Source organism: Maricaulis maris MCS10, assembly GCF_000014745.1.
GTDB lineage: Bacteria > Pseudomonadota > Alphaproteobacteria > Caulobacterales > Maricaulaceae > Maricaulis > Maricaulis maris_A.
Window position 1 is genome coordinate 1,352,183 of the sequence record NC_008347.1, and the last position, 25,634, is coordinate 1,377,816.

A 25,634-nucleotide genomic window follows, 5' to 3' on the forward strand; every position below is an offset into this window, starting at 1 on the left:
AAAGGAATCCGTAATTCAATGGATTACAGCAAGCCATTTCTCCTTGGCGCATGGCGCGTCGAGCCGTCTTCCTGTGAGGTGACCGGTCCGGAAGGGGTCCGGGAGCTGGAACCCAAGGTGATGGATTTGTTGTGCCTGCTGGCTGAAGCCAAAGGAGAGGTCGTTTCGCGCGCAACCATCTCCGCCCGGATATGGCCCGGTGTCACGGTGAATGAAGATGCCATGGGGCGTTGTGTCTGGAAGTTGCGCCGTGCCCTTGGAGACCCGTCGCGCTCGCCGCGTTATGTCGGAACTGTTCCGAAGCGGGGCTACCGACTGCTCGAGCCGGTGAGCGCGATACCGGTCAGCCCGGCGATGATTGCGCGCCTGGTACCGAACTGGATCTGGGGTGTCTGCGGTGCCTTGCTGTTGCTGGCCGCGTTTCCGGCCTATTGGCTGGCCCGTGACCAGGTCGCTGCCAATTCCGCCCCTGAGGATCGCGCCCTGCAACTCGTCGATCGCGCCGAGGGTTTTTACTACCAGTTCGAATATGACGCGAACGAGGCGGCGATGCGGCTCTACGAGGCCGCCCTCGAGTTGGAGTCCGACAATGCCCGGGCCTTGGCCGGGTTGGCCAATACAATAACCCAGCGCGTCATACGCGGTACGGTGGATGAATGGCCGGCCGAGCTCGGTACGTCGCGCATAGGCAATGCCGTCGCAAACCGGATCGGCGATCAGGAAGACGCGGCGCGTCGGCTCGATCGGGCGGAATCTCTGGCTCGACGGGCCATTGCCGCGGATGCGGACTATCCGCTTGGCTACCGGGCCCTTGGCCTGTCGCTGTCGGCACAAGGGGCACTGGACGCCGCGGTCGAGGCTTATAATCAGGCCCTGACGATAGATCCGGACGCCTGGGAGGCGTGGATCAACCTGTCCGACATCCACTCCATTCGCGGTGAGGATGATCTTGCACTGACCTATCTGGAACGCGCCTATGACGCGATGGGTCGGGTTTATGACGACCAGACTGTGCTGGTGCGCCCGTGGTACAGTCCCATGGGTTTGATGATTGCCCGCGACCATGCCGCGCGATCAGATCCGGTGACGGCCGAATTCTGGTACCGGCGAGTGCTGTACTGGGATCCCTACAATCGCGAGGCGCTTTCTGAGCTGGCCGAGCTGCTGCGGGCGAATGGCGATGCGCCTTCTGCTGAGGCATTGTGCGCTGAAGGAATTGCCCGGATCGGGGATGCAACCCTGTGTGACGGACCTTGAGCTAGTCCTCCGAGCCCGGCTTGCGCCGTCTCGATTTTACCTGTGACTTCTGGGCCTTGGCCGCTTTCACCCGTTTGATCGACGCCAGGGATGGTCGGGCTTTCTTGCGTGGTTTCGGGGCGATCAGCGCCTGTTCGATCAGCTTGCGCAGGCGGTCACGGGCATCGCTACGATTGCGCTCGCGTTCGCGGTGGCTATCGGCTTTCAGGACCAGGCTGCCATCCTTGGTCATGCGTGAGCCGGCCAGCCGCACCAGACGGCGCTTGGCGGCGTCGGGCAGGGTGGTGTTCGCGGCGAGGTCGAAGCGCAGCTGGACGGCGCTCTCGGTCTTGTTGACATGCTGGCCACCGGGACCGGAGGCGCGGATGAAACGCTCCTCGATCTCGGCCTCGTCGATCAGGATGGTCTGGGCAATCAGCATGACAGACTCCGCAAGCACGCCTCCTTATTGCCGTGCTTGCGGGTCTGATCGCAAGTGAGCTTGCCCGGTCATGCGAGGGCGGCGAGCAGGAAGCAGGCACAGGTGAGGACGGCCCCGGCTGTGCGAACATGGTTCCAGCCGCTCCACCGCTCGACATATTGCGGCCAGTAGGCGGATGTGCCGTCCGGGTCACTGGCCAGTGACTGCAGGCGGTTGTTCATCGGTATATTGCGCAGCCCGGTGACCAGCAGGACCGGCCCGACATGGCTGGCCATGCCCAGTCCCAGCCAGATCGCCATGCCCGGCCGCCCGAACAGGAAGGCGGCCACGGCCAGGGCCAGGGCGAGCGGCACCAGGGCTTTCAACAGCACCAGGAAAATTGACTTGTAGACCGTCCGGTTGAGGCCGCGCATGGCATCGGCGCCGCCGCCCGGCCCGGCCTTATCGAGACCGGGCATGACGAAGTCGGAGAAGGCGAGGAAGATGCCGGCGATGAGGCCGGCACCGAGACCCAGTAATTGGGCGAGTAGGGTCAGGGCGATCATGACGCCAGCCCGGCAGCGGGTGTGGCGGCCCAGGCATCGGCCGGAACCGAGGCGGCGTAGTCGGCAAAGCTGCGCGGAGGCCGGCCCAGGGCCCGTTCGACACCGTCCATGACCCGGGCATTGCGACCGTCCAGCACGGTCGAGAACAGATAGTCGAGCAACCAGATATGATCCTGTGGCAGGCCGGCGGCGCGGGCGCCGTCGATAAAGGCCTGGTGCGGAATGTCGACATGGCGGACCGGACGGCCGGTCCGCTCGGTGATCAGGGCCGCTATATCGGCAAAGCTCAGCAATTTCCGACCGGTCACTTCATAGAGCTGGCCGTCATGCTCGGTGCCGGTCAGCGCCGCGACCGCGATATCGGCAATGTCGCGGATATCGATGAAGGGTTCGGCGGTCTGTCCGACCGGCAGGGCGAGTTCTCCGGCCGCGACCATGGGCTGGAAGGCACCCTGGTCGAAATTCTGGAAGAACCAGCTCGAGCGGATCACCGTCCAGCGCAGCCCGCTCTGGCGGATGATGGTCTCGCTGGCTTGCGCCTCGGGTTCACCGCGCCCGGACAGCAGGACGAGTTGCTCCACGCCGGCTTTGCGGGCGCGGTCGGTGAAGGCGGCGATGTCGTCCGGGGCGCCGGGCACGGCGAGATCCGGCGCATAGGCGATATAGACCGAGCGCACACCCTGCAGGGCATGGTCCCAGCCATCACGGTCCTGCCAGCTGAACGGGCGTTCGGCATCGCGGGAACCGGGACGGACAGGGATATTGCGCGATTGCAGCGCATTGACGATGAGGCGGCCGGTCTTGCCGGTGGCGCCGAGGACGAGGATGTCGGCAGGTTGGTCGATGGCGGTCATGGCGGTTTCCTTTGACTTGACGCGGTGTAAACTTTACATGGCGTCAAGCGCCACTGACTTGACGTCGTGTCAAGTGCAATCAATCCTGCGCCGGACCGCGTCGTTGCGGCGGCAAGTGGAAAGGCCGGGGCCATGCCGGATGATGGAATGTCGACGCGCGAGCGGATCTTGCGGGCTTGCTGGACCCTGCTCGAGAAGGGACAGGGCGCGAAGACCCGCATGAGCGATATCGCCAGGGCTTCCGGCGTCAGCCGCCAGGCCGTGTATCTGCATTTCAGTACCCGCGCCGAGCTGTTGATCGCGGTGACCCGATTCGTTGATGCCGAGAGTGATATCGATGCCCGCCTGGCTGCCAGTCGGGCCGCGATGTCAGGCCCGGAAAGGCTGGACGCCTTCATTGACGCCTGGGGCAATTACATCCCGGTCGTGCATCCGGTCTGTCGTGCCTTGCTGGACATGGCGCCCGCCGATGAGGCTGCGAAACTGGCCTGGGATGACCGGATGTCAGCCCTTCGCGAAGGCTGCATGGCCGCGGTCACTGCCTTGAAAACAGACGGAATTCTGCGCGACGGCCTGGATGAGGCCGCGGCGACTGATCTCTTGTGGACCCTGTTATCGGTCCGCAATTGGGAAAGCCTGGTGGAGGACTGCCACTGGACGCAGGCGCGCTATGTCGAAGCGATGAAGCGGCTCGCCCGACAGGCCTTGATGCGGACCGGTTGAGCCGTTTGCGACCGCCCGTCAGTCGTGCGGGTTCATCAGCAGTTCGGCGCCGAACTCACGCACCTGCAGCCGCACCCGTTCGCCGGCCACACGCGCCTTGCCGGAGCAGGCGAGGGCGACGCACTGGGCGTAGAGCGCATGCTCGGCATGCAACACGCGCTCACCCAGGGTCTCGGCGGTATCACCATGCAGGACAGGCACAGCGGCCTGGCCGATGATCGGCCCGTCATCCATCTCCGGGCGGACATAGTGGACCGTGCAGCCATGAATGCGAACGCCCGCTTCCAGCGCCCGCTCATGCGTGTGCAGACCCTTGAAGGCCGGCAGCAGGGAGGGGTGGATATTGATCAGCAGGTCGCGCCATCGCTCCGTGAACCAGGGTGTCAGGATACGCATGAAGCCGGCCAGGCAGACAATGCGGGCGCCATAGAGCTTGATGGTTGAGTCGAGGGCCTCTTCGAAGGCCTCGCGATCATCATATTCGCGATGATCGACGACTTCGGTCTCGATGCCGGCAGCGCGGGCGATTTCGAGCCCGGCGGCGTCCGGATTGTTGGACGCGACCAGCACGATCTCGGCCGGAAAATCCTCGTCCTTCGCCGCCTCGACAAGGGCCTGCATGTTGGATCCGCGCCCGGAGATGAGCACGGCGATCTTGGTTTTCGCCATCGGTATGCCCCTCACGTCAGGCCGGTTTGAGTTCGCCAATGATCATGGCGGTCTCGCCAGTCAGCGCAAGCGCTTCCATTGTCGCATCAACCTTGTCCGGCGAAACAGCCAGCAACATCCCGATGCCGCAATTGAAGGTGCGGTGCATTTCATGGGCGGATATTCCGCCGGCCTCGGCCAGCCACTGGAAGACCGGCGGCAGGGTCCAGGCATTGTAATCGATATGGGCGATGAGATGGTCCGGCAGCATGCGCGGCGGGTTCTCGACCAGGCCACCGCCGGTAATATGGGCCAGGCCGGTGATCAGGCCGGACTTGATCAGCGGCAGGCAGGATTTCACATAGAGCCGCGTCGGCGCCAGGAAGGCTTCGCCCAGCGTCTGACCGGGTGAGAAAGGCGCCTCGTCCGACCAGGCCAGACCGGACAGCTCGACCACCTTGCGGACCAGCGAGAAACCGTTCGAATGGACGCCCGAGGATGCCAGACCGACCAGCACGTCGCCGGCGGCCATCCGGTCATGGTCCGGCAGCAGGCGACCGCGCTCGGCGGCGCCGACGACAAAACCGGCCAGATCGAAATCATCGCCCTCATACATGCCCGGCATCTCCGCCGTCTCGCCGCCGATCAGGGCACAACCGCTGTCCTTGCAGCCGGTCGCGATGCCCGAGACGATGGCCTCGCCGCGCGCCGGGTCGAGTTTGGAACAGGCCAGATAGTCGAGAAAGAAGAGCGGTTCGGCACCCTGGGCCAGCACGTCATTGACGCACATGGCGACGAGGTCGATGCCGACCGTGTCGACCTTGCCGGTGGCAATCGCAAGCTTCAGCTTGGTGCCGACGCCGTCAGTGCCGGAAATGAGGATGGGATCGGTATAGCCGGCCGCCTTGAGGTCGAAGGCGCCACCGAAGCCGCCCAGGTCCGCCGCCGCACCCGCCCGGCGCGTCATTGCGGCCAGTGGCTTGATGCGGTCGACCAGGGCGTCACCGGCATCGATCGAGACGCCGCTATCGGCATAGGTCAGCCCGTTCGGGCGATCTGGGTTTCCGGTTCCGGACATGCCGTTTCCTTACCTCTGCAAAAACAGGTCTGTAAAAACAGGCGCGGTGTATGTCGAAACACGCCCCGGACGCAAGCCGCGGGCTTCACGCCCGGCAGGGTGTGGTTATAGTGCGGGCACAGTCCAAGTAACAGGAGTCGCCACCGTGCGTTTCATCATAGCTGCGCTCAGCCTGAGCCTCGCCTGCCTGCCGGCAGCCCTGGCCGACGACCCCTACACGATTTCCGGTGTCGCCATTGATGCGACCGCCGACAACGCGCTTCAGGCCCAGACATCGGCCATGCGCCAGGGCCAGACCGCTGCGGCGCGTCGCCTGATCGAGCGCCTGACCCTGGCTGAAGACCGGGCCGGCACCGAGCTGGAACTGGAAGCCCACCTGTCGCCCACCGGCGAGATGGTCTCCGGCCTGGCACTGGATCCGGCCATCATCGCCGAGATGATTGCCGGCCTGCAGATTTCCGACGAGCAGCGCAGCGCCACCCGCTATCTGGCCGAGCTGGAAGTGACTTTCGATCCGCGTACCGTTCGGCGCGTCATGGATGCCTATGGCGTGCCTTTTGTCGAATCGCAGGCCCGGCCCTTGCTGGTGCTTCCGGTGCATGAAGGCGCGAATGGTTTCAGCCTGTGGGATGACAATCCCTGGCGCTCGGCCTGGACCAGCCAGGATTTCGACAGCTCGCTGACGCCGGTCCTGGTTCCCGACCGTCCATCGCGCTCGGTCCCGGTGCCGATCACGCCACGCCAGGCCTTGCAGCTGGACGAGGGCGCGCTCGTGAACACGGCCGCCATGTATGGCACCAACCGGATCGCGATCTTGCGGGCCGGAGAGCGCGATGGGGTGCGTCGTTTCGGTGGCTATCTGGTTACCGTCGAGCCGACCGGTGAGATCGTCACCGACACCTGGGGCCCGCAAATCGTCTATGGTGGCTGGAGTGATGCAGCCCGCGCTTTCGTGACCGACCGCGAGGACGACTGGAAGCGCCGCTCGGTGGTGCGTGATTTCGAGACGACCTCGCTGCGGGTGACGGTCATGTATGGCAGTCTGGACGAATGGCTCCGCCTGCAGGAAGCGCTCAGCCGCGCCTCGCTGGTCGAAGGCGCCCAGCTGGATGCACTGTCGCGTGATGGCGCGCGCATGACCGTGGATTATCGGGGCGCGTTCGAGCAGCTGGCCTCCGAGCTTGCCGCGCGCGGTGCCACAATTGAAGAACATCCCGGACTGGGTTGGGTCGTTCTGTCAGCCCGCTGAGACGCGCGACGGCGATGATGATGTCGATGACACCGCAAATGGCGCTGGACCTTCCGGCGCGACAGGATTTCAGCGCCGCCGCCTTCATTGCCGGGCCGTCGAACGCGGCCGCGCGCGATGTGCTGGGCCGGCCGGACGACTGGCCGCGCAATGTCATGGCCCTGATCGGACCGGAAGGCGCCGGCAAGTCACACCTCGCCGCGATCTGGGCCGGGCGCCAGCAGGCGCTGGTCCTGCCCGCTTCGACGCTCGGCGACCGTCTGGCCGCGCTGGAACCCGATTGCGCCATGGTCGTCGAGGATGTCGATCAGGGTGTTGATGATGACGCGCTCTTCCATCTCTTCAACCGCGCTGCCGAAGGCGCGATTCCCGCCTTGTTGCTGACGGCGCGGACGCGTCCGGCGCACTGGACAGTCAGCGTGCCGGATCTGGTGTCGCGGCTGCGGGCGCTGGTCCATGTCGACCTGCACGAGGCCGATGATGTACTGCTGACGCGGGTGCTGGAGAAACAATTGGCCGACAGGGGCGCGCCGGTGCGTCCCGGCGTGATAGACTATCTCCTGCCGCGCATGGAGCGCTCTGTCGCGGCGGTGCGTATCCTCGCGGAACGCATGGACAAGCTGGCGCTCGTCAAGAAAACACCGATCACCCGCGCCATCGCGCGCGAAATCCTGGACAGCTGGACCGAGACTGGAGACGCGGCATGAACGCTCCCGTGGGAGACTTCGCCGATACCGACGCCCTGATGGGCTCACCCAAACGCTTCCTCAATCGGGAATTGTCCTGGGTGCGCTTCAACCTGCGTGTGCTCGACGAGGCGGCCAATCCGGACCATCCGGTGTTCGAACGATTGCGCTTCCTGTCGATTTCGGCGAGCAATCTGGACGAGTTCTACATGGTCCGCGTCGCCGGCCTGCGCGCTCAGGTCCACAATGGCGTGACCGCGACCAGCATTGACGGGCTGACCCCGGCCGAGCAGCTGGAGAAAATTCACGCCCTGGCCGGTGAGTTGATGCTCAAGCAGCAGACACTCTGGCGCACGCTGAAGACGGAAATCGGCAAGGCCGGCATCAAGGTGCTCGAGGCCAGCCAGGTCTCGAAGAGTGATGAAGCATGGCTGCGCGAGGAATTTCTCAAACACACCCTGCCGGTGATCACGCCGCTGGCGATTGATCCGGCTCACCCTTTCCCATTCATCCCCAATCTCGGCTTCGCGCTGGCCCTTCAGCTGCGCAAGAAGGGGACCGGCAAGCTGATGAATGCCCTGATACCGCTGCCCAGCGGCGTCAAGCGATTCGTCGAACTGCCCAGCCGCCCGCGCAAGGATGGCGGCCGTCCGGATCGCCGCTTCATGACGCTGGAAAGCGTTCTGACGATGTTCGTCGATACGCTCTTTCCCGGCCATGAAGTGGTCGGCAAGGGCAGTTTCCGGGTCATCCGCGACAGCGATATCGAGGTCGAGGAAGAGTCCGAAGACCTGATGCTGGAGTTTGAAAACCTGCTCAAACAGCGCCGCCGCGGCGTGGTGGTGCGTCTGACCATTGATGAGGGGATGTCCCCGGCCTTGCGGGATCTGATCGTCATGCACATGCATGCCGGCCCGCAGGATATCGTCCCGGTCGACGGTCTGCTCGGCCTGGCCCAGGTCAGCCAGCTCATCCCCGATGATCGCAGCGATCTCAGCTTCACCCCCTACGAGCCGCGCTATCCCGAACGGATCCGCGATCATGGTGGCAATTGCTTCTCGGCCATCCGCGAGAAGGACATCATCGTCCACCACCCTTATGAGAGTTTCGATGTGGTGGTGGAGTTTCTGCGCCAGGCGGCTGCCGATCCCGATGTGGTGGCGATCAAGCAGACGCTGTATCGCACCTCCAAGGACAGCCCAATTGTCGCGGCCCTGATCGAAGCGGCCGAAAGCGGCAAGAATGTCACCGCCCTGGTCGAGCTGAAAGCGCGCTTCGACGAGGAAGCCAATCTGAAATGGGCCCGCGACCTGGAACGGGCCGGGGTTCAGGTCGTCTACGGCTTTATCGAGTACAAGACCCACGCCAAGATCTCGCTGGTTGTGCGCCGAGAGGGCTCGGACCTGCGCACCTATGCCCATTTCGGCACCGGCAATTACCACCCGATCACGGCGCGTATCTATACCGACCTGTCGCTGTTCACCGCGGATCCGGCCTTCGGGCGCGATGCGGGCCGCGTATTCAACTATGTCACCGGCTATGCCCGGCCTGACAATCTGGAGCGGCTGGAAGTCTCGCCGATCGGGATGAAGGAATCGATCCTCGCCCATATCGACCAGGAGATTGCCAATGCCCGTGAGGGCAAGCCTGCTGCCGTCTGGGCCAAGCTCAACTCGCTGGTCCACGCAGAGATCATCGATGCGCTCTACCGGGCCAGCCAGGCGGGTGTGAAGGTTGAGCTGGTGGTGCGCGGCATTTGCTGTCTTCGTCCGGGCATTCCCGGCCTGTCCGACAATATCCGGGTCAAATCCATCGTCGGCCGTTTCCTTGAGCATTCACGCATCGTCTGTTTTGCCAATGGCCGGGCGATGCCGTCGCCGGCGGCGAAGGTCTACATCTCCTCGGCCGACTGGATGCCGCGCAATCTGGACCGCCGGGTCGAGCATCTCTGCCCGATCCAGAACCCGACCGTGCACCGCCAGGTGCTCGACCAGATCATGGTCGCCAATCTCAATGATACCGACCAGTCCTGGTACATGGACGGGGAGGGTGATTATCGCCGCGTCGACACAGCCAATGTCGACAAGCGCTTCAGCGCCCACGCCTATTTCATGACCAACCCGTCCCTGTCCGGGCGCGGCCATGCGCTGAAGAATGACCAACCGCCCGTGCTTGTCGACAGCAATGGCTGAGCCCGTTTGACCCAGCCCATTCCGCCCTCCGACTTCATGGCCGAGCAGGCCATCCACCGCGACATCGCGGTTATTGATGTCGGCTCGAACTCGGTTCGCCTGGTCCATTTCCGGGTCGAGGGGCGCTCGCTCTGGCCGATTTTCAACGAGAAGGTCATGGCGGGCCTCGGGCGCGGCGTTCATGATACAGGAAAGCTGCATCCCGAAGGCCGCGAGATTGCCTTGCGCGCGCTCAAGCGCTTTCAGCGCCTGCTCGATGCCAAGGGCGTCGGTGACCGCCATGTTGTCGCCACGGCTGCTGTCCGCAACGCCAAGGATGGCCCCGATTTCATTGCCGAGGTTGCCGAGCTGACAGGATTCGTGGTGCGGGTGCTGTCCGGCGAGGACGAGGCCCGTCTGTCGGCCATGGGTGTCGGCGCCGGCATTCCGGACGCCCAGGGCCTGATGGGCGATCTGGGCGGGTCGAGCCTCGAGCTGACGACGATGCATGACGGCCTGCCCGGACGCGGGGTGACGACAGCGCTTGGTCCGCAGGAAATGCTTGATGACGGCCCGATGGACGAGGCCGTCACCATCGCCGCGATCGACGCGCAGCTTTTGGCGACCGGTCAGCTGACCGGGCAGGGCGGCGCCTTCTATGCCGTTGGCGGTGCCTGGCGCGCACTGGGCCAGCTGGCCTTTGCCCGTTTTGGCTATCCGCTCAATGTGGTCCATGAATTTGCCCTGACCGCCAAGCGGGCCGACGAGCTGACCCGTCTGGCGACGCGGCTCAGCCCGGCCTCCTTGCGCGGCACGCCCGGTGTCTCCTCGCGCCGTGTGTCGACCCTGCCCTATGCGGCCTTGCTGTTGGGCCGGATCATGAAGCATGGCGGCTTCGAGCGCCTGGTTTTCTCGGCCTTTGGTGTGCGCGAAGGCGTCTTGGCGTCCGGCTTGCCGCCGGCGCTGCTGGCCCAGGACCCGTTGATCGCCGGCGCCGAGGCGATGGCCCGGCCCAATGCCCCCACACCCGATTTCGGCCGCGCCCTGGCGCGCTGGCTGGTGCCGGCCTTTGGAGCGCTCGAAACCGCCTTCGGTGATGTCCGCGACCAGATCCTGCACGAGGCCGCCACGCGGCTCACCGATCTGGGCGCCCGCCAGCACCCGGACCATCGCGCCGACCTGGCCCGTGACATCGTGCTCTACGCGCCCTTTGCCGGCGTCAGCCATGCCGAACGGGTCTTCCTCGCTGCCGCCATCCATTATCGCTATGCCGGCAAGCGCGCCGTGCTGGAGGATGATCCGATCTTCCACCTGATCACCGAGGAGCAGCACAATCTGGCCCAGATGCTCGGCCTGTCGCTGCGCCTCGGCGCCAAGCTGTCCGGGCGATCCCCCGCCTTGCTGGACCGCTACTCACTCACCGTCGGCCCGGACGTGATCCGCTTGGAAGTCGATGAAAGCGTCCGCGACCTCTATGTCGAACGCTCCGTCGCCCTGCTCGACCAGCTCGCGGCCGCTGTGGGGCGGACGGGCGAGGTGGTTTATGTGAGTGGGTTGGGGAGGTAGCGCCGCGGTGAGGTGAGGGGCGGCGCGTCCTTCTCCCGTGGGAGAAGGTGGCCCGAAGGGCTGAGTGAGGGGGGGCAGGCTGTCACGGGGATCTCTTCGGACACCTGTTACCATTTTCGGGCAGAATTGGCGGTTCTGTATTAAGTGAAGTTGGTGTCTGTCCCGGTTTGTTTCAGACACAATTATTCCCGCTAACCCCGCGCCGCAGGCGCACACCCCGCCATAAACCTCTTGCCGGGAGTCCGCCGAATCCGGTTCTTCAGGTCAAGGGCGGCCTCGCCGCCGCTGCGCGGTTTCACCCTTGAGCTGAAGAACCGGATTCGGCCCGCTGGCTGACAAGGGGTTGATGGTTACGTCTGCGCCGGAGCGCTGAGTTCTGGGACCAGGTCGCACACCGGACATGCCGCCTCACTCGCAGGTTCTCGTCCAGGTGATCCGCGCAATTATAGAGGTGAGGCGAGGCGCTCAGCCCGACCCTCAGCCCTTCGTGTCCACCACGACGACCTTGCCGTCCTTCAAAGCCAGCGCCATCTCGCCGCGCTTGAGCTTGAGGGCGGGCTCGCCGAAGACCTCGCGGCGCCAGCCGGTCAGGGCCTGGACGTCGGCCTTGTCGTCGGCGGCGATCTTTTCCAGGTCGGCGGCATTGGCGATCAGGCGCGGGGCGACGTCTTTTTCGTCGGCGACCAGCTTGAGGAAAACTTTCAGGAGTTCGACCGTCGGACCGACACCCTGCGGCGGCGGGGCCGGCTTTTCGACCTTGGGGGCATAGGCCTCGGCGTCGGCGAGGGCTTCGCTCATCTTGTCGAACAGGCGTTTGGCGGCGCTGGAGCGTTCAAAGCCCTTGGGCACGGCGCGCAGGCCGGTCAGCTGTTCCGGCGCGGTCGGGGCGACATTGGCGATCTCGTAGATCGCGTCATCCTTCATCACGCGCTGGCGCGGCATGTCGCGGGTCTGGGCCTCGGTCTCGCGCCAGGCCGCGGCGGCGCGCAGGGAAGCGACCCATTTGGTCGTCGTCTTGCGCAGCTTCATCCGGCGCCAGCTTTCCTCCGGGTCGAGGCGATAGGTCGACGGGCTGGTGAGTGTTTTCATCTCGCCGGCCAGCCATTCGGTGCGGCCGGTCTTTTCCAGCCGCTCGACCATCATCGGGTAGAGGTCGCGCAGATGGGTGACATCGGCGATGGCGTATTTGGTCTGGGCATCGGACAGCGGGCGGCGCGACCAGTCGGTGAAGCGCGGGCCTTTATCAATCGGCCTGTTCAGCAGTGTCCGGACCAGCGCGTCATAGGCGATCGAGTCGCCCAGGCCGAGCGCCATGGCGGCAACCTGGCTGTCGAACATCGGATGCGGGATCAGCGCGTCGCCACCCTGATGGAAGAAGATTTCCAGATCCTGGCGGGCGGCGTGGAAGACCTTGATGATGCGCTCATCCGCCATCAGCTCCCAAAAGGGTTCCAGATCGATACCCTCGGCGAGCGGGTCGATGATGACCTCGGTTTCACCGGCGGCGGCCTGGATCAGGCACAGCTGGGGCCAGTAAACCGTCTCGCGCATGAACTCGGTGTCCACAGCGACATAGGGATGCTGCAGGAGGGCGTCGCAGGCCGCTTCGAGGGCCTCGGTCGTGGTAATCATTGTCATGGTGCGGGCATTTAGCGCGGACCGGGTGATTTGGCTATCGATTCGGCCAGCCCGGAGACGCTTTCCGGGCCGGCCGAAGCAAATAGGGCTCAGGCTGTGGCGCCGCGGCGCAGGTTGAGACGCCACAGAATGAACAGGACGGCGAGGCCGGAGATGAAGGCGATCATCAGGAAGGCCATCTGGATCGGCAGCTGCATCAGGGCAATGCCAGCAAGGGTGAACTGGCCCAGCGTCGCCGTCGCCGCATTCATGATCCCGCCCGCCGCCAGCAGGCGACCGCGCAGCTCTGCCGGCGCCCGGCGCTGGGCCATGGCTTGCAGCGGCACCACGAACAGGCCGGCCGAGATGGCGGCGAGTCCCAGATCGATCAGGATGCGCCAATTGGCCTTGTCGGCCAGGAAGGCATCGGCTGCGATCAGCGCAGCGCCCTCGGGCACCAGCGGATTGGACCAGGTGATCAGGGCGACATCGGTGGTGAACACCACCAGGCCGATGGCGCCGGTGATCGAGAAGGGCAGGGCATCACCCTCACCGGACAGGGCGCCACACAGGAGTGCCCCGATGGCTGCGCCGATGGTGAACAGGGCGCTGAACAAAAGGATCACGCTCTCATCCGCGCCGAGGACCGAGGCGGTGAAGACCGGCATCAGCGTGATGATCGACGCCGCCAGCATCCAGAACCAGGCCGCGCCGAGCAGGGGGCGAAGCACCTGCGGTGCCTTGAAGGCATAATTGAGGACACGCACGGTCTCGCCGATGAAGTTGAAGGTGAGTGGCATTTCAGGATGGGATGCCTTGGCTTCCGGCAATTGCCGGCTGGCCAGCCAGCCGAGGGTGGCCATGACAACCAGGCCCACACCGACAAGTTCAGGACCGAAGGGCCGCATCACCAACCAGGTCCCCAGCCCGATGCCGACCAGGACCGAGACGTTGAGCAGGCCAGACATCATGGCGTTGGCCGGGACCAGTTCTTCAGGCTTCAACAGGGTCGGCAGCGCCGAATTCTTGGCCGGCGTGAACAGGGCCGATTGCGTGCCCATGAGGAAGAGGGCGACCATCAACAAAAGCGGTTGTTCCAGAAGAAAGCCGAGCGCAACGATCAGCATCAGCCAGATCTCTGCGAACTTGGCGAAGCGCATGATCCGCGTGCGGTCAAACTTGTCCGCCATGCGACCGGCGATGGCCGAGAACAGGAAGATCGGGATCGTGAACAGGGATGCCGCGATGGGCACCATCATGTCGCGTTCGATGTCGAACAGGGTCAACCCGCCCAAGGTCACCAATGTGACCAGGGAATAGCGGAAGAAGTTATCGTTGAAAGCGCCGAGCGACTGGGTGATCAGAAGCGGCAGGAAGCGGCGCTGGGTGACCAGCTGGGCGGCGATCTTGGCACTCATGAGCGGGCCTCCTTGGTGGCCTGGCCCTCGGCTTCGAGGGCACGGGTGCGGGTTTCGATGGTCAGTTTCAGGCGCGGCAGGAAATCGTCGCGTGGCAGGCCGGGCGGTATTGCATCGAGGAATTCGATGACGGCAGGGCCGGGATGCTTGGTCCAGCGGTTCTGCGGCCAGCGCAGCCCGCTATTGGTGGCGACCGGGATCACCGTCCGCTCGAGGGTTTCATACATCAGGTGCACGCCCTTTCGGTAGCGGAAGCTCTCGCCGACCGGTGGCAGGCGGCCTTCCGGATAGATCAGCAGCGGGCGCGGATCGTCGGCGGCGGCATTGATGGCTTCGGCCAGGGCCCCCTGGGCGCCGGTCAGGCCCGGCGAGTTGACCATGGTCGCACCGGACACCCGGATGATGCGGCCGACCAGCGGGAATTTGCCGATCTCATTGCCGATCACGAAATTGATGTCGCCCATGATTGCCATCATCAAGAAGCCATCGGCCCAGGACTGGTGCTTGGCGGCGATAATGACGGCCTGTCCCGTCGGCGGTGTGCCGCGTACATCGACCGGGGCACCGAGAATGTAGCGCATCAGGCCGCGAACAGTCCGGCAGGCGGCGCGCATCAGTGTCCGTACGCCGGCACGCCAGCCGCTGAAACTGATCACCCAGGTGATGAGCGCGAAGACGATGAGGGTTGGCCAGAAGATGAAGTTGAAGATGAATGAGCGCATCGGATCCTCCCCGGATCGACAGGCGGGTCTGCGTCTTACGCGCAGATCACCGATTGTCCGGATGGAGCGTGCGACGGATTGGCGGTCGGCGCAAACTCGGCCTCCAGAGCGCGTGAGCGGGTCTCGACGCGGGTCTGCAGTTCGGCCAGGTCAGCATCGCGGTTGCCGCTCGGCTGGATCGGATCGAGGAAGTCGATCACCGCCGTGCCCTTGAATTTCGACCATTTTTGTTGCGGCCAGCATTGGCCCAGATTGGTTGCGACCGGCACGATCGGACGCTCCAGGGCGCGGGCCATGTGCCAGACGCCGGAACGAAAGCGCATGCCGGTACCAACCTCGGTCAGATGCCCTTCCGGATAGATCAGGACCGGGCGCGGACGCCCTTCACCCTGCGAGCGGACAATGCCGGCCATCAGGCTTTCACGCGCCGCCGGGCCGCCCTGGTTGGACAGGATGATGGCGCCGCAGCGCTTCAGCACCCAGCCGATCAGCGGGAATTTGAGCATGTGGTCACCGCAGACGAAATTTACATCGCCACACTTGGCCATCATCACAATGCCGTCGCCCCAGGACTGGTGCTTGGCACCGATCACCACCGGCTGGTCCTTGGGCGGGGTGCCGCGCACCTCGATTTTGATGCCGCAGACCAGGCGCATCAGGATCAGCGTGGCGCGGGCATAGGAGCGCAGCCCGTGCATCAGCACGGTGCGGCCCGGGATCAGCGCCAGAACGGCGCAAATGATGGCGTAGAAGCCGGAGAGGGACCAATAGGCGATATTGAAGATGAAAGAGCGCATGACGTGTGTCCTGTCTTTCGCTGGAAAAAGGGTGTGGCGTTGAAAGGGCGAGTGGGATTACGAGCGCAGCACGGCCATGATGCCGCGGGTGAACTGGTCGATATGCTGGGAGAGCGGACGGTCGATCCGGCCATAGAGGCTGTACTCGGCCGCCTGCATCACCACGCCCAGCGCCATGGCTGAGCGCAACTCCGGATCACCTTCGGGAATCTCGCCGCGCTCCATCGCCTGGGCGATGCAATCGGTCATCAGATCCGACGGGTCCGCCCCGCCATCGCCTGACGCGGCAATGAAATAGTTGCGGTGGGTGAGGTGGTAGGTGAATTGCGCCGGGTCTTCATCGGCCAGATTGCAATAGGCCGTGACCAGGGCGCGGGAGATGTCTTCCAGCGAGGCCTCCGGGGTCAGATGGCCGGCGACCATGTCGAGCAGCTTCTTGTGGATGGCCTCAAACATCAGGCGGGCCAGCGCGTCCTTGGACTTGAAATGGCGATACATGGCGCCGTCCGAAATCGTGCAGGCCTCGGCGATCTGCTTGATCGAAACCCCGTCCATGCCGTGGCTGGCAAACAGCTGCAGCGCGGCGCGCTCGATCCGCGCCTTGGTGGTGCCGGTCCTGGCCGTCACACCGACATTCGGGTTGGAGCCATCAAACAGGCCGTCTCGAAGCATCCCGGTCATTTCAAGTCCCCCTCAGGGCTGTAAGTGAATGATCATTTACACATCCTATAGCGAGGCGTTTCGGGCGATGCAAGTGAATAGTCACTTACATGAGGCTTTTTTTGGAAATGGGGGCTGCTGGCCAGCGCCGCGCCCCCGCGAAACGGTGCCAGGGCGTAATGGGGTGTCCGCGGCAAGGGAGGGGCCACGGCCTTGGCAAAATGGCCTGTCTTTCGCCGTGCATGGGTTTGTCCGGCGCGTCCGGAAGGGCAATTGAGGGCTCGGAATTTGAATATGCAAAGTGTTGGAATCGTATTCGAAATTGCGAACTCACCTTGCCTGCAAGGGAATTTCGGCCGTCCCGTTAGCGAATATTTTATGAGTCCCGGGTAGCTTTATCGTACCGAACGGCAATCGAGACCGACCGAAAACAGGTTGGCCAGGCCGGATCCGGTGGTGGAATTCAAAAGTGTGGGGGAGCCAAGAAATGGCGACTATCAACACCAATGCCGGGGCCATGGTTGCCCTGCAAAGTCTGAACAGGACGAATCGCGATCTGGAGACCGTACAGGCCCGGATCAATACCGGCCTGGCGGTCGGATCCGCCAAGGACAATGGCGGCGTCTATGCCATTGCCCAGTCGATGCGCGCCGATGTCCGAAGCTATGTCGCCGTCGCCCAATCCTTGGACCTGTCAGCCTCGACAGTGGATGTTGCGCTGGCGGGTGGTGAAGCGATTTCCGATACGCTGGTCGAGATGAAGGAAAAGGCGCTCGCCGCGTCCGACACCTCCCTCGACCAGGCCTCGCGGGATGCCCTGAACGAAGATTTCAAGGCCTTGCGCGACCAGGTCGGCAAGATCGTCGAGACGGCTGAATTCAACGGTACCAATCTGATTGATGGCTCGAAGTCGCAGATCGCGGCGCTCGCCAGTGCCAGCGGCTCGTCCTCGATAACGATCGCTGCAGAAGACCTGTCGCAGGGCGGCGCGGTGGTGACCCTGTCTGCGACGGCCTCTTTTGCATCGGCCGGCGAGGCCAGCACGCTGGTCGCAACCATTGAGACGTCCCTGAACAATCTCAACGGCTCGCTGGCCCGGCTGGGTACCGGCTCCAAGTCGCTGGGTGTCCACAAGGCCTTTATTGGCAAGCTGAGTGATGCGCTGGAGACGGGGATTGGCAATCTCGTTGACGCCGACCTGGCCAAGGAAAGCGCCCATTTGCAATCGCTTCAGGTCAAACAACAATTGGGTGTGCAGGCGCTGTCGATTGCCAATGCAACCCCGTCGACGGTCCTGGGATATTTCCGCTGATCGGCGATCCCAACCAAAAATAACCAATCTGGTGGCGCGGCCCGCGAGGGCGTGCAACTGGGGGCGCTCTGGCGCCCCCTCTTTTTGGGGCCAGTGAACGCCCTCCTGCTACCATCCCCTCTCATTTTTCCCGGACGCGCGCAGCGCCATCCGGGACCAATGGGAGACTCATCATTTGCCGGATGGTTGCGTCGGTCCCGGCTCTCCACCCCGCTTTTGCGGGGCTGCGGCCGGGAAAAATGGGGTTGGTTTGAAGGGACTGTATTTTGGCGAGGCTTGCTCGCAAAGCGTGAGCTTATCCCCGCTGTGCGCCACTTTCCTTCTCCCTTGGGAGAAGGTGCGCGTAGCGCGGATGAGGGGGAATTCTCCTGCGCTCACCGGGATTTACCCCTTACCCTTCCCCTCTCCCAAGGGAGAGGGAAAACGTGCTCTGCGAAAAAATCCAGAAAACTAATCCTCCCCCCTTTTGCGCCATCGCATAATCCTCCCGTTCCCAGGCCATCTTGAGGCCCGGACCGGTTATCCGGGGGTTTGGGGATAGCGGAGCGCATCCGGTTTGGTGGGGTTGACCACCGCCAGACCCGGTGCGGCCGCCGGCAGGACTCGCGGCACAACGATTGACCGCCCTGATCCTGTCGGCTTCGATTCGGGGGCTGGAAGGCAACCCGGGAAATCTTCGCGTGCGGGATGCTTGTCGTGGCTACCGTTATTAAAATCAGCGCTTTATCGGCTCCGGCCGGCATCCCGCACACCCTCTCTGCCCAAAACGCCAGGCGAGCTCGTCGTGGCGCAATCACTGCTGCCCCGCAACTGCGCCCGGACCCTCGCTCTCCTTGACATTTCACCCCGCAAACCGGCATGTCGCGACAACCTGTCTAACCCCGTTTTACCGGACACTTTTCCCATGCACGCATACCGCTCCCATACCTGCGCCGAGCTGCGCAAGGCTCATGTTGGCCAGACGGCCCGGATTTCCGGCTGGATCCACCGCAAGCGCGATCATGGCGGTCTGCTCTTCATCGACCTGCGCGACCATTACGGTCTGACCCAGGTCGTTCTGGAGCCGGAAAGCCCGCATTTCGCGACGCTGGAACGCTTGCGTGTTGAAAGCGTGATCACTGTGACCGGTGAGGTCATCGCCCGCTCCGACGAGACCGTGAACGCCAACCTGCCGACCGGCGAGATCGAGGTCCGCCTGGCCGAGCTGGCAATCCAGTCGGAAGCCGAAGAGCTGCCGCTGCCGGTCTTTGGTGAGCCGGACTGGTCGGAAGAAGTTCGCCTCAAGCACCGCTATATCGATCTGCGCCGGGAAAGCCTGCACAAGCGCATCGTGCTGCGCTCGAAGATCATCGACAGCCTGCGCCGCCGCATGGTCGACGAGAATTTCGTCGAATATCAGACGCCGATCCTGACCGCGTCATCGCCGGAAGGGGCGCGTGACTTCCTGGTGCCGAGCCGGGTCCATCCGGGCAAGTTCTACGCCCTGCCGCAGGCGCCGCAGCAGTTCAAACAGCTGATCATGGTCTCCGGCTTTGACCGCTATTTCCAGATCGCACCGTGTTTCCGCGATGAAGACGCCCGGGCCGACCGCGCACCGGGCGAATTCTACCAGCTCGACATGGAAATGAGCTTTGCTACCCAGCAGGACGTGTTCGACGTGATCGAGCCGGTCATGAAGGGCCTGTTCGACGAGTTCGCCGACGGTCGCACCGTGCCGGACGAGCCTTTCGTCCAGATCGCCTACAAGGACGCGATGAGCTGGTATGGGTCCGACAAGCCGGATCTGCGCAACCCGATCAAGATGTCCGATGCCTCCGAGACCTTCCGCGGGTCCGGCTTCAAGGTGTTTGCCGGCATGCTCGAGCGCAATCCCAAGGTCCAGGTCTGGGCTATCCCGGCCAAGACCGGCGGCAGCCGGGCTTTTTGTGACCGCATGAATTCCTGGGCCCAGAAAGAGGGCCAGCCGGGCATGGGTTATATCTTCTGGCGTGAGGCCGAAGGCGGCCTGGAAGCGGCCGGTCCGATCGCCAAGAATATCGGCGAGGAGCGGACCGAGGCGCTGCGCGTCGAACTGGGTCTGGAAGCCGGCGATGCCTGCTTCTTTGCGGCGGGTGATCCGCGCGAGTTCGCCGGTTTTGCCGGTCGGGCCCGCGATGTGGTCGGCGCTGAGCTCGACCTGTGCGAGAAAGACACTTTCCGCTTCTGCTGGATTGTCGATTTCCCGATGTATGAGTGGGATGAGGACAACAAGAAGATCGACTTCTCGCACAACCCGTTCTCGATGCCGCAGATCGATCCGGACGATTTCCTCAAGCTCGACGCCGATACCGATGCCGACACGCTGCTGGCGCTGAAAGCCTATCAGTACGACATCGTCTGCAATGGTGTGGAATTGTCCTCCGGCGCCGTGCGGAACCATCGTCCGGACGTGATGCTGAAAGCCTTTGCCTTTGCCGGCTATGACGCGGCGACGGTGGAAGAGGAATTCGGCGGCATGCTCAACGCCTTCCGCTATGGTGCCCCGCCGCACGCCGGTGTCGCGCCGGGTGTTGACCGCATGATCATGCTGCTGGCCGGTGTCGAGAACCTGCGCGAAGTCGTGATGTTCCCGAAAGACCAGCAGGCTCGTGACCTGATGATGAATGCGCCGGCCGAAGTCGAGCTCAAGCAATTGCGTGAGCTGCACATTCGCACGGTCGTGCCGGATGCCAAGAAGGGCTGAGGCTGACCGCGCCACATCAGACCGAAAAAGCCGACCCGCCGGGTCGGCTTTTTTGTCAGGCGATCATTGCCGCAATCAGGGCTCGGGGTGGTCCGGCGTGTCGTGGTTCTCATGCGCCGGATCGGGCCGCGGCGGAGCCGGTGCTGCGGGCGGCGTCGGGAAGACGTGATGGCGGGTTTCGTCATGGTCGACCACCCAGATCGGGTCGGTGTCGGTATCGGGAAGTTCGATGATATAGGTGCCGTGTTCGGTTTCGATGCGCGCCGTTGCCCGCCGTGTCGATTCGGTCCGTGCCCGGCTATCCTCGCGGAGCGCTTCGCGGGCAGCCTCATTGGCTTGCATCGCCTCGCGGCGGGCATCCTCGATGATGCGCCGACGTTCATCGCTGACAGCTTCGCGGCGGTGCTCGCGCTGTCGCTCGATGCGCCGCAATTCCCGCTCGGACCGGGCGATCTCCCGCATCGCCTCATTGGCTGCGGACCGGATCGCATCCCGGTCGAGTTCGGTCGCGTGCAATTGCAGGGCGGCGCCAATCTCTGACAGGATTTCGATGCGGGCATTTTCCAGCGCCTGTAGCTCGACCATGCGTTCGACCCGCTCGGAACCCGTCAGGCGAAGGGCATATTCCAGGGACACCTCACCAGGAGCCGAAACAGGCTGGCCGCTGCAGGCAGGCAAGGCGATGTCCTCGCCCAATGAGGTTTCGTCATTGCCGCAAGCGCCGGCAAGCGTGGACTTGTTCAGACCGGTGGTTTCCCGGATTTCGGCACCAGAGAAATTGGCGCCCAGCAATATCGCTCCGGTGAAGTCGACATCGTGCAGATCGGCGTTCCGGAAATTGGCGCCGCTCAGATCCGCGTCCTGGAAATTGACATCTCGTCCATGAACCTCGGCGAAATTGGCGCGGCGCAGCTCGGCACTCCGGAAATTGGTGTCATTCAGGTCGGCTCGAAGAAAATTGACCTGGCGCAGCCGGGCGTCGGCAAACAGCGTGTCGTTCAGCGACGAGCCGATAAAGGTCACGAAGACCATCTGGGAGCCGGTGAAGTCGGTCTCGGAGAGGTCAGCCGAGGAAAAGTTCACGCGCTCAATGATCGAGTTGGACAGCGTCGCGCCGGACAGGTTGGCCCGTGAAAAGGTGACCCCGGTCAAGCGTGAATTGACCATGATGGTGTCGGTGAAATCGGTATCGTTGAACCGGCTCTCGATCATCGAGACTGAATGGAGTTCCGACCGGGAGAAGCTCGTCCCTTCGAAATTGGCGCCGATGAAGACGGCATTGGCCATGTTCTTGTCGGAAAAGTCGCAACCTTCGCATTCGCCGCCGATGGCCAGGCCACGGCGCGGATGGTCGTCGCCCCCGGCGAAGGCAGACGCGGCCACCACGGTCAGCAGCGCGGCAGCAGAGGCGAATGTCATCAAACTGTTTCGCATGTCCCCACGGATAGGCCACAGTCCCCGGCAAAGCGACTTAAATCACGGTAACCCGTAGGTATATCCTATGAGGTGACAGTCGGGCTGACCAGAGCGTCGTGCCGCGTGCTAGCGGCAGTCAGGGACACTCAGGCCGGCGGGCAGGCGGGTCGAGCGATCGCCACAGGCGCTGGAAAGCTGGGTCTGGGTCAGCCCGCGCGCTTCGGCCAGTTCCGCTCCGGAAAGGGTGGCGCCGGTCAGATTGGCCCCGGTCAGGTCCGCTCCACCGAAATGGGCGCCGACCAGGTTGGCGCGTTGCAGGTCTGCATTGCGAAAACTTGCGCCCGTAAAGCGGCCCCCGAACAGATTGGCTATCGACAGGTCCGCCCCGTTGAAGTCGGCCCGGTTCATGGTGACCAGGGCGAGGTTGGCCTGGCGCAATCGCGCACCTGACACATCGATGCCGGGCAAGTCACGATAGGCAAGTTCAACTTGGAACAGGTTGCAACCGGCGCAGGACTGGCCAGCCTGGACGCGCGCAATCTGTCCGGCATCCTGGGCCAGAACATGGCCGGATGTTGATAACAGGGCGGTCAGGGCAAGAATGAGCCGTACCATTGTGGAGCACTCCAAGCGTTGTTGCGCCTTGTCGTGCAAGGCCTGCGCCGTCGCGCCAGCCAGCCGCAGAAGGTCAGCCACCGCTCCAGTTGCACGCGTCGCAGGTCTGCCCGCCATTGTCGTTCTCGACCACGGTAAAATGTCCGCACTCGGGGCAGGGCGCGCCGGTATAGCCGGAGATGTCGCGCGAGCTTGATCCGCTGGCCGCCTGGTCCTCGATCTCATAGTGGCCGGTTGTGGCATCGCCGCCGGTCGCCGCCTTCTTGGGCGCATTCGCGAACATCAGGATATTGTCAGGGACCTGGCCGCGCGAGAAGCCTCGGGAAATGAATTTGGCGGCATCTTCCCGCGCCAGCTTTTCTTCCTCGACTCCGCGCCCCAGACCGCCGGGATCAGCCTTGTCCGGCGAAATTTCGGCCAGGTCGTCACGTCCCAGATAGGACACGCCCAGTTCGCGGAACAGGTAATCGAGGATCGAGGTGGCGTGCTGGATCGAGTCATTGCCCTGGACCGCACCGGCCGGCTCGAACCGGGTATAGACGAAGGCGTCGACAAATTCTTCGAGCGGCACGCCGTATTGCAGGCCGATCGAGATCGCGATGGCAAAATTGTTCATCAGCGAGCGAAAGGCCGCGCCTTCCTTGTGCATGTCGATGAAGATCTCGCCGAGCTCGCCATCGTCAAATTCGCCGGTATGCAGATAGACCTTGTGGCCACCGACGGTCGCTTTCTGGATATAGCCCTTGCGACGGTCCGGGAGCTTGCGGCGCGCGGCGGGCTTTTCGACCACCCGCTCGACCGTCCGCTCAACGATCCGCTCGACGGGCTCTGCTTCAGCCGCGTAGTCGCCCTTGTCGAAATCGATGGATGGGAGCAGGTCGAACAGTCCCGAGGCGGTGCGGCGGATCGAGAGGTCCCGCAGGCCCAGCTCGCCACCCAGGTCGATCAGCGCAGCGACATCGTCAATGGTGGCATTGCCGTCCAGCGACAACTCCATGCGGCAATAGCCGCTGATCTGGTTCTCGATGGCCGCCGCCATCATCATCTGGTCCTGAAGGCTCGGGGTCTCGAACACTGCGCGGATCCGGGCCGGAAGGTCCGGTGCACCGGCCAGATCGCCGGTGCCATGCGCATGGGCATCTGCGGCGCGGATATCATCTTCGGTGTAGCCGATTGCGTTGCACAAGGCGTTGCCGTGACGTTCGATAACGTCGCTGGTCAGGCCGAGCGCATCGCGGCAGACCCGGTCGCCCAGTGTCCAGCGATTGAGCGCGTGGCGGACCGACGCACCTTCGGCGATGGAGTCCTCGAGACGTTCCAGTGCGGCGACAGGGACGCCGCGTTCCATCAAGTCCTCGAGCGAGATTCCCGGAGCGCCGCGCAGGCTGCCATGGCCGGCAGCGTGGTCTTCGGCCCGCTCGACATCGGTCACGGAGCAGCCAAGCGTCAACAATCCGGTCCGGGCGCAGTCTCGCAAGCGTTGCCCACCCGCCATGCCGGCATCGGCGGTGACAGCTGAGCGGACCGGCAGGGCTCCCAGACTGTCCGCGTCAAGCAAGCCAGCGATCTCCGACGCCGGCGTCTGGCAGATCAGGGTCGGGCCAGGCCGGGCGAGGGCCGCTTTCGGCAGGAAGGGGGGAGCGGCCTTGGACAGGTATTCGGCAAGCTGGCAGAAACTGTCCGGCAAGGCGTCCAGACGAGGCGTTTCGCCGAGACCGGGTGCCGCGGCACCTGTCTCCATTGCCACGTCGCGCAAGGTGCGGGTTGCCAGCTGACCGAGAGCCGCGGCTGTTTCGCGGGCTTCTTGGCTGCCAAAGGCCTGTCCACCGGCCATCAGCAAGGCACCCAGCCCGGTCAGGGCTATGGAGCCGGCTGAACCGGCACCCTTCGGGGCGCTCAAGGTCAGCGCAATGGCCCAGTAGCGGACTGTGTCGCAGAAAATCCCGGCCTGAAACTCCCGGTCGTCACCGAAAAAGGCGGGCAGGTTTAAATGGATGGTCGGGCCGGTTTCTTCCGGGCTGGCATTGAACGCAAGAGATGGCCCCCCGAAACTCCAGATGGTCCGCGCGATGCCGGTCCGGAAATCTCGGGCACGGACCACGCCGCCATCCTGTTCGAAGGTCCACGCCTCGTCGTCGGCCACGGCCCGGGTAAAGGCGCGCGGTACATGCAGTACCGCAGGGCGGGGCTCAACAGGGTCAGGAATGAGTTCGGACAGGGCATCGTCATCGGTTCCCTGGCGGGCCAGCGCGAGAGCGCGTTCGACGGCCTCTTCGGGGACACCGTCTTTCAGGGCCCGGCGCATGGCACGCGAAAGCGCGGCATTGCGGCGCGGGTCGAAGCAATCCTCGATATCGCCGGAGCAACGGCGCACGGCTTCGCCGATAGCCTCCAGGCGGTCACGGGTGACCCGGGCACCGACATCAAGCACGGAGGCGCGCAGGGCGGTCTCGGCGACGCGTCGCAACTGGCCGGGCGCTTGCTGCGAATTGACCCGGATCGTCAACGGGGCTGACCGGGCGGAGGTGGACGTCGCCGGGTCACCATAGGCCCAATCAACGCCGCCATGGCGGATCAGTCCGGCATCGGGCATCACCAGCCGGCCGGTCAGGCTGGCGGACAATTCATCGGCAAACAGGTCAGCATCCGCGTCTGTTGTGAAAGCGCCCTGGCGGGCTGCTGACCAGGCGAGTGAGCCGGCGAGGCGACGGGCGACGGCAGGCATGCCGGTCTCCAGCGCGCGCTCTTCGCCAATGCCGCAGGACGGGGTCAGTGTGCCAATTGTCTTGGCACTCTTGCGCGGTTCCGTGGTTTGCGGGCGGGGTGTGTCGAGCAGATCGGCCAGGCCCTGAACCGCGGTATCGCTCCACCCGGGGGGGGCGACCAGTGCGCGATCTGATCCCGACAATGAGCCATCATCGGCATCAATGCTGCCCAGCTGCCGGGCTTCGGGGACACCGCCGAGATCGGAGTCGGCGATGAATTGGGCAATGCGACCGAAGACCTGCATGCGGCTTTCCTCTCCTGACCCGAATCGCTCGAGCGCAGCGTCAGTGTATCGTGTCGACGAGTTGTCCTGAAACCCGCCGCGTTCAACACTGGACCCGCCCGTCGCGTAAGGGCATATAAGCCAAGCCTGCCTCGACCGACTCGGAGC

21 protein-coding genes are annotated in these 25,634 nt (G+C 64.1%); 8 read left to right on the top strand and 13 right to left on the bottom strand.

Going from position 1 to position 25,634, the window contains the following annotated elements:
- The first annotated feature begins 18 nt into the window (after nt 1-18).
- Nucleotides 19-1,257: a winged helix-turn-helix domain-containing protein gene (locus MMAR10_RS06455; protein WP_011643180.1), complete on the top strand. Its 1,239-nt coding sequence runs from the start codon at nt 19-21 to the stop codon at nt 1,255-1,257.
- A 1-nt stretch (nt 1,258) separates the two neighbouring features.
- Here MMAR10_RS06455 and arfB read toward each other — a convergent pair whose 3' ends face one another.
- The 3 genes from arfB to MMAR10_RS06470 form a co-directional block, all read right to left on the bottom strand.
- On the bottom strand, nt 1,259-1,678 hold the full coding sequence (gene arfB, locus MMAR10_RS06460; RefSeq protein ID WP_011643181.1) for an alternative ribosome rescue aminoacyl-tRNA hydrolase ArfB: 420 nt from the start codon (nt 1,676-1,678) through the stop codon (nt 1,259-1,261).
- Between the two features lie 68 nt (nt 1,679-1,746).
- A complete protein-coding gene (locus MMAR10_RS06465) occupies nt 1,747-2,223 on the bottom strand; it encodes a DUF1772 domain-containing protein (RefSeq protein WP_011643182.1) in 477 nt (158 codons plus the stop codon).
- Nucleotides 2,220-3,077 (bottom strand): NAD(P)H-binding protein, encoded by an 858-nt coding sequence (locus MMAR10_RS06470; protein ID WP_011643183.1) that lies wholly within the window; start codon nt 3,075-3,077, stop codon nt 2,220-2,222. The genes MMAR10_RS06465 and MMAR10_RS06470 overlap by 4 nt, the downstream gene beginning before the upstream one ends.
- Before the next feature lie 132 nt (nt 3,078-3,209).
- Here MMAR10_RS06470 and MMAR10_RS06475 point away from each other — a divergent pair, with 132 nt between their 5' ends.
- Nucleotides 3,210-3,800: a TetR/AcrR family transcriptional regulator gene (locus tag MMAR10_RS06475; protein ID WP_011643184.1), complete on the top strand. Its 591-nt coding sequence runs from the start codon at nt 3,210-3,212 to the stop codon at nt 3,798-3,800.
- Nucleotides 3,801-3,818: 18 nt separating this feature from the next.
- Here MMAR10_RS06475 and purN read toward each other — a convergent pair whose 3' ends face one another.
- Nucleotides 3,819-4,469: a phosphoribosylglycinamide formyltransferase gene (purN, locus tag MMAR10_RS06480; protein ID WP_011643185.1), complete on the bottom strand. Its 651-nt coding sequence runs from the start codon at nt 4,467-4,469 to the stop codon at nt 3,819-3,821.
- 16 nt (nt 4,470-4,485) lie between these two features.
- A complete protein-coding gene (gene purM, locus MMAR10_RS06485) occupies nt 4,486-5,526 on the bottom strand; it encodes a phosphoribosylformylglycinamidine cyclo-ligase (protein ID WP_011643186.1) in 1,041 nt (346 codons plus the stop codon).
- 145 nt (nt 5,527-5,671) lie between these two features.
- Between purM and MMAR10_RS06490 the strand changes: the two genes are divergently transcribed.
- Genes MMAR10_RS06490 through MMAR10_RS06505 form a run of 4 tightly spaced genes read left to right on the top strand, consistent with a single transcriptional unit; the run spans nt 5,672 to nt 11,198 of the window.
- Nucleotides 5,672-6,775 (top strand): DUF2066 domain-containing protein, encoded by a 1,104-nt coding sequence (locus MMAR10_RS06490; protein ID WP_011643187.1) that lies wholly within the window; start codon nt 5,672-5,674, stop codon nt 6,773-6,775.
- A gap of 26 nt (nt 6,776-6,801) precedes the next feature.
- Entirely contained in the window at nt 6,802-7,482 is a 681-nt protein-coding gene (locus MMAR10_RS06495; RefSeq protein WP_041637374.1) for a hypothetical protein, read from the top strand.
- A complete protein-coding gene (locus MMAR10_RS06500; RefSeq protein WP_011643189.1) occupies nt 7,479-9,653 on the top strand; it encodes an RNA degradosome polyphosphate kinase in 2,175 nt (724 codons plus the stop codon). The genes MMAR10_RS06495 and MMAR10_RS06500 overlap by 4 nt, the downstream gene beginning before the upstream one ends.
- A 6-nt stretch (nt 9,654-9,659) precedes the next feature.
- Nucleotides 9,660-11,198 carry a Ppx/GppA family phosphatase gene (locus tag MMAR10_RS06505; RefSeq protein ID WP_150099723.1) on the top strand — a complete coding sequence of 513 codons (1,539 nt, stop codon included), beginning with the start codon at nt 9,660-9,662 and terminating at the stop codon, nt 11,196-11,198.
- A gap of 477 nt (nt 11,199-11,675) precedes the next feature.
- On the opposite strand, the gene rnd is transcribed toward MMAR10_RS06505, so the two are convergent.
- From rnd to MMAR10_RS06530, 5 genes are all read right to left on the bottom strand, one after another.
- A complete protein-coding gene (gene rnd / locus MMAR10_RS06510; protein ID WP_011643191.1) occupies nt 11,676-12,836 on the bottom strand; it encodes a ribonuclease D in 1,161 nt (386 codons plus the stop codon).
- A gap of 89 nt (nt 12,837-12,925) precedes the next feature.
- Complete coding sequence (locus tag MMAR10_RS06515) at nt 12,926-14,233, bottom strand: MFS transporter (protein WP_011643192.1); 1,308 nt, start codon at nt 14,231-14,233, stop codon at nt 12,926-12,928.
- Nucleotides 14,230-14,955, bottom strand: a complete 726-nt coding sequence (locus tag MMAR10_RS06520) for a lysophospholipid acyltransferase family protein (RefSeq protein ID WP_011643193.1) — start codon at nt 14,953-14,955, stop codon at nt 14,230-14,232. The genes MMAR10_RS06515 and MMAR10_RS06520 overlap by 4 nt, the downstream gene beginning before the upstream one ends.
- Before the next feature lie 35 nt (nt 14,956-14,990).
- Nucleotides 14,991-15,752 (bottom strand): lysophospholipid acyltransferase family protein, encoded by a 762-nt coding sequence (locus MMAR10_RS06525; RefSeq protein ID WP_011643194.1) that lies wholly within the window; start codon nt 15,750-15,752, stop codon nt 14,991-14,993.
- 57 nt (nt 15,753-15,809) lie between these two features.
- Entirely contained in the window at nt 15,810-16,433 is a 624-nt protein-coding gene (locus MMAR10_RS06530; protein WP_011643195.1) for a TetR/AcrR family transcriptional regulator, read from the bottom strand.
- 466 nt (nt 16,434-16,899) lie between these two features.
- Here MMAR10_RS06530 and MMAR10_RS06535 point away from each other — a divergent pair, with 466 nt between their 5' ends.
- Nucleotides 16,900-17,724: a flagellin gene (locus MMAR10_RS06535; protein ID WP_011643196.1), complete on the top strand. Its 825-nt coding sequence runs from the start codon at nt 16,900-16,902 to the stop codon at nt 17,722-17,724.
- A 904-nt stretch (nt 17,725-18,628) separates the two neighbouring features.
- On the top strand, nt 18,629-20,446 hold the full coding sequence (gene aspS / locus MMAR10_RS06540) for an aspartate--tRNA ligase (protein WP_011643197.1): 1,818 nt from the start codon (nt 18,629-18,631) through the stop codon (nt 20,444-20,446).
- A gap of 75 nt (nt 20,447-20,521) precedes the next feature.
- On the opposite strand, the gene MMAR10_RS06545 is transcribed toward aspS, so the two are convergent.
- The 3 genes from MMAR10_RS06545 to MMAR10_RS06555 all read right to left on the bottom strand — a co-directional run bounded on the left by MMAR10_RS06545 (nt 20,522) and on the right by MMAR10_RS06555 (nt 25,487).
- Complete coding sequence (locus tag MMAR10_RS06545) at nt 20,522-21,865, bottom strand: pentapeptide repeat-containing protein (protein ID WP_041636848.1); 1,344 nt, start codon at nt 21,863-21,865, stop codon at nt 20,522-20,524.
- 123 nt (nt 21,866-21,988) lie between these two features.
- Nucleotides 21,989-22,477: a pentapeptide repeat-containing protein gene (locus MMAR10_RS06550; protein WP_011643199.1), complete on the bottom strand. Its 489-nt coding sequence runs from the start codon at nt 22,475-22,477 to the stop codon at nt 21,989-21,991.
- Between the two features lie 73 nt (nt 22,478-22,550).
- A complete protein-coding gene (locus MMAR10_RS06555) occupies nt 22,551-25,487 on the bottom strand; it encodes a ribonucleotide reductase-like protein (protein ID WP_011643200.1) in 2,937 nt (978 codons plus the stop codon).
- Nucleotides 25,488-25,634 lie beyond the last annotated feature (147 nt).

Excerpts from the sequence above, each read along its gene's own strand:
- MMAR10_RS06455 (WP_011643180.1), top strand. The coding sequence starts at position 19 with ATGGATTACAGCAAGCCATTTCTCCTTGGCGCATGGCGCGTCGAGCCG.
- arfB (WP_011643181.1), bottom strand. The coding sequence starts at position 1,678 with ATGCTGATTGCCCAGACCATCCTGATCGACGAGGCCGAGATCGAGGAG.
- MMAR10_RS06465 (WP_011643182.1), bottom strand. The coding sequence starts at position 2,223 with ATGATCGCCCTGACCCTACTCGCCCAATTACTGGGTCTCGGTGCCGGC.
- MMAR10_RS06470 (WP_011643183.1), bottom strand. The coding sequence starts at position 3,077 with ATGACCGCCATCGACCAACCTGCCGACATCCTCGTCCTCGGCGCCACC.
- MMAR10_RS06475 (WP_011643184.1), top strand. The coding sequence starts at position 3,210 with ATGCCGGATGATGGAATGTCGACGCGCGAGCGGATCTTGCGGGCTTGC.
- purN (WP_011643185.1), bottom strand. The coding sequence starts at position 4,469 with ATGGCGAAAACCAAGATCGCCGTGCTCATCTCCGGGCGCGGATCCAAC.
- purM (WP_011643186.1), bottom strand. The coding sequence starts at position 5,526 with ATGTCCGGAACCGGAAACCCAGATCGCCCGAACGGGCTGACCTATGCC.
- MMAR10_RS06495 (WP_041637374.1), top strand. The coding sequence starts at position 6,802 with ATGACACCGCAAATGGCGCTGGACCTTCCGGCGCGACAGGATTTCAGC.
- MMAR10_RS06500 (WP_011643189.1), top strand. The coding sequence starts at position 7,479 with ATGAACGCTCCCGTGGGAGACTTCGCCGATACCGACGCCCTGATGGGC.
- rnd (WP_011643191.1), bottom strand. The coding sequence starts at position 12,836 with ATGACAATGATTACCACGACCGAGGCCCTCGAAGCGGCCTGCGACGCC.
- MMAR10_RS06515 (WP_011643192.1), bottom strand. The coding sequence starts at position 14,233 with ATGAGTGCCAAGATCGCCGCCCAGCTGGTCACCCAGCGCCGCTTCCTG.
- MMAR10_RS06520 (WP_011643193.1), bottom strand. The coding sequence starts at position 14,955 with ATGCGCTCATTCATCTTCAACTTCATCTTCTGGCCAACCCTCATCGTC.
- MMAR10_RS06525 (WP_011643194.1), bottom strand. The coding sequence starts at position 15,752 with ATGCGCTCTTTCATCTTCAATATCGCCTATTGGTCCCTCTCCGGCTTC.
- MMAR10_RS06530 (WP_011643195.1), bottom strand. The coding sequence starts at position 16,433 with ATGACCGGGATGCTTCGAGACGGCCTGTTTGATGGCTCCAACCCGAAT.
- MMAR10_RS06535 (WP_011643196.1), top strand. The coding sequence starts at position 16,900 with ATGGCGACTATCAACACCAATGCCGGGGCCATGGTTGCCCTGCAAAGT.
- aspS (WP_011643197.1), top strand. The coding sequence starts at position 18,629 with ATGCACGCATACCGCTCCCATACCTGCGCCGAGCTGCGCAAGGCTCAT.
- MMAR10_RS06545 (WP_041636848.1), bottom strand. The coding sequence starts at position 21,865 with ATGACATTCGCCTCTGCTGCCGCGCTGCTGACCGTGGTGGCCGCGTCT.
- MMAR10_RS06550 (WP_011643199.1), bottom strand. The coding sequence starts at position 22,477 with ATGGTACGGCTCATTCTTGCCCTGACCGCCCTGTTATCAACATCCGGC.
- MMAR10_RS06555 (WP_011643200.1), bottom strand. The coding sequence starts at position 25,487 with ATGCAGGTCTTCGGTCGCATTGCCCAATTCATCGCCGACTCCGATCTC.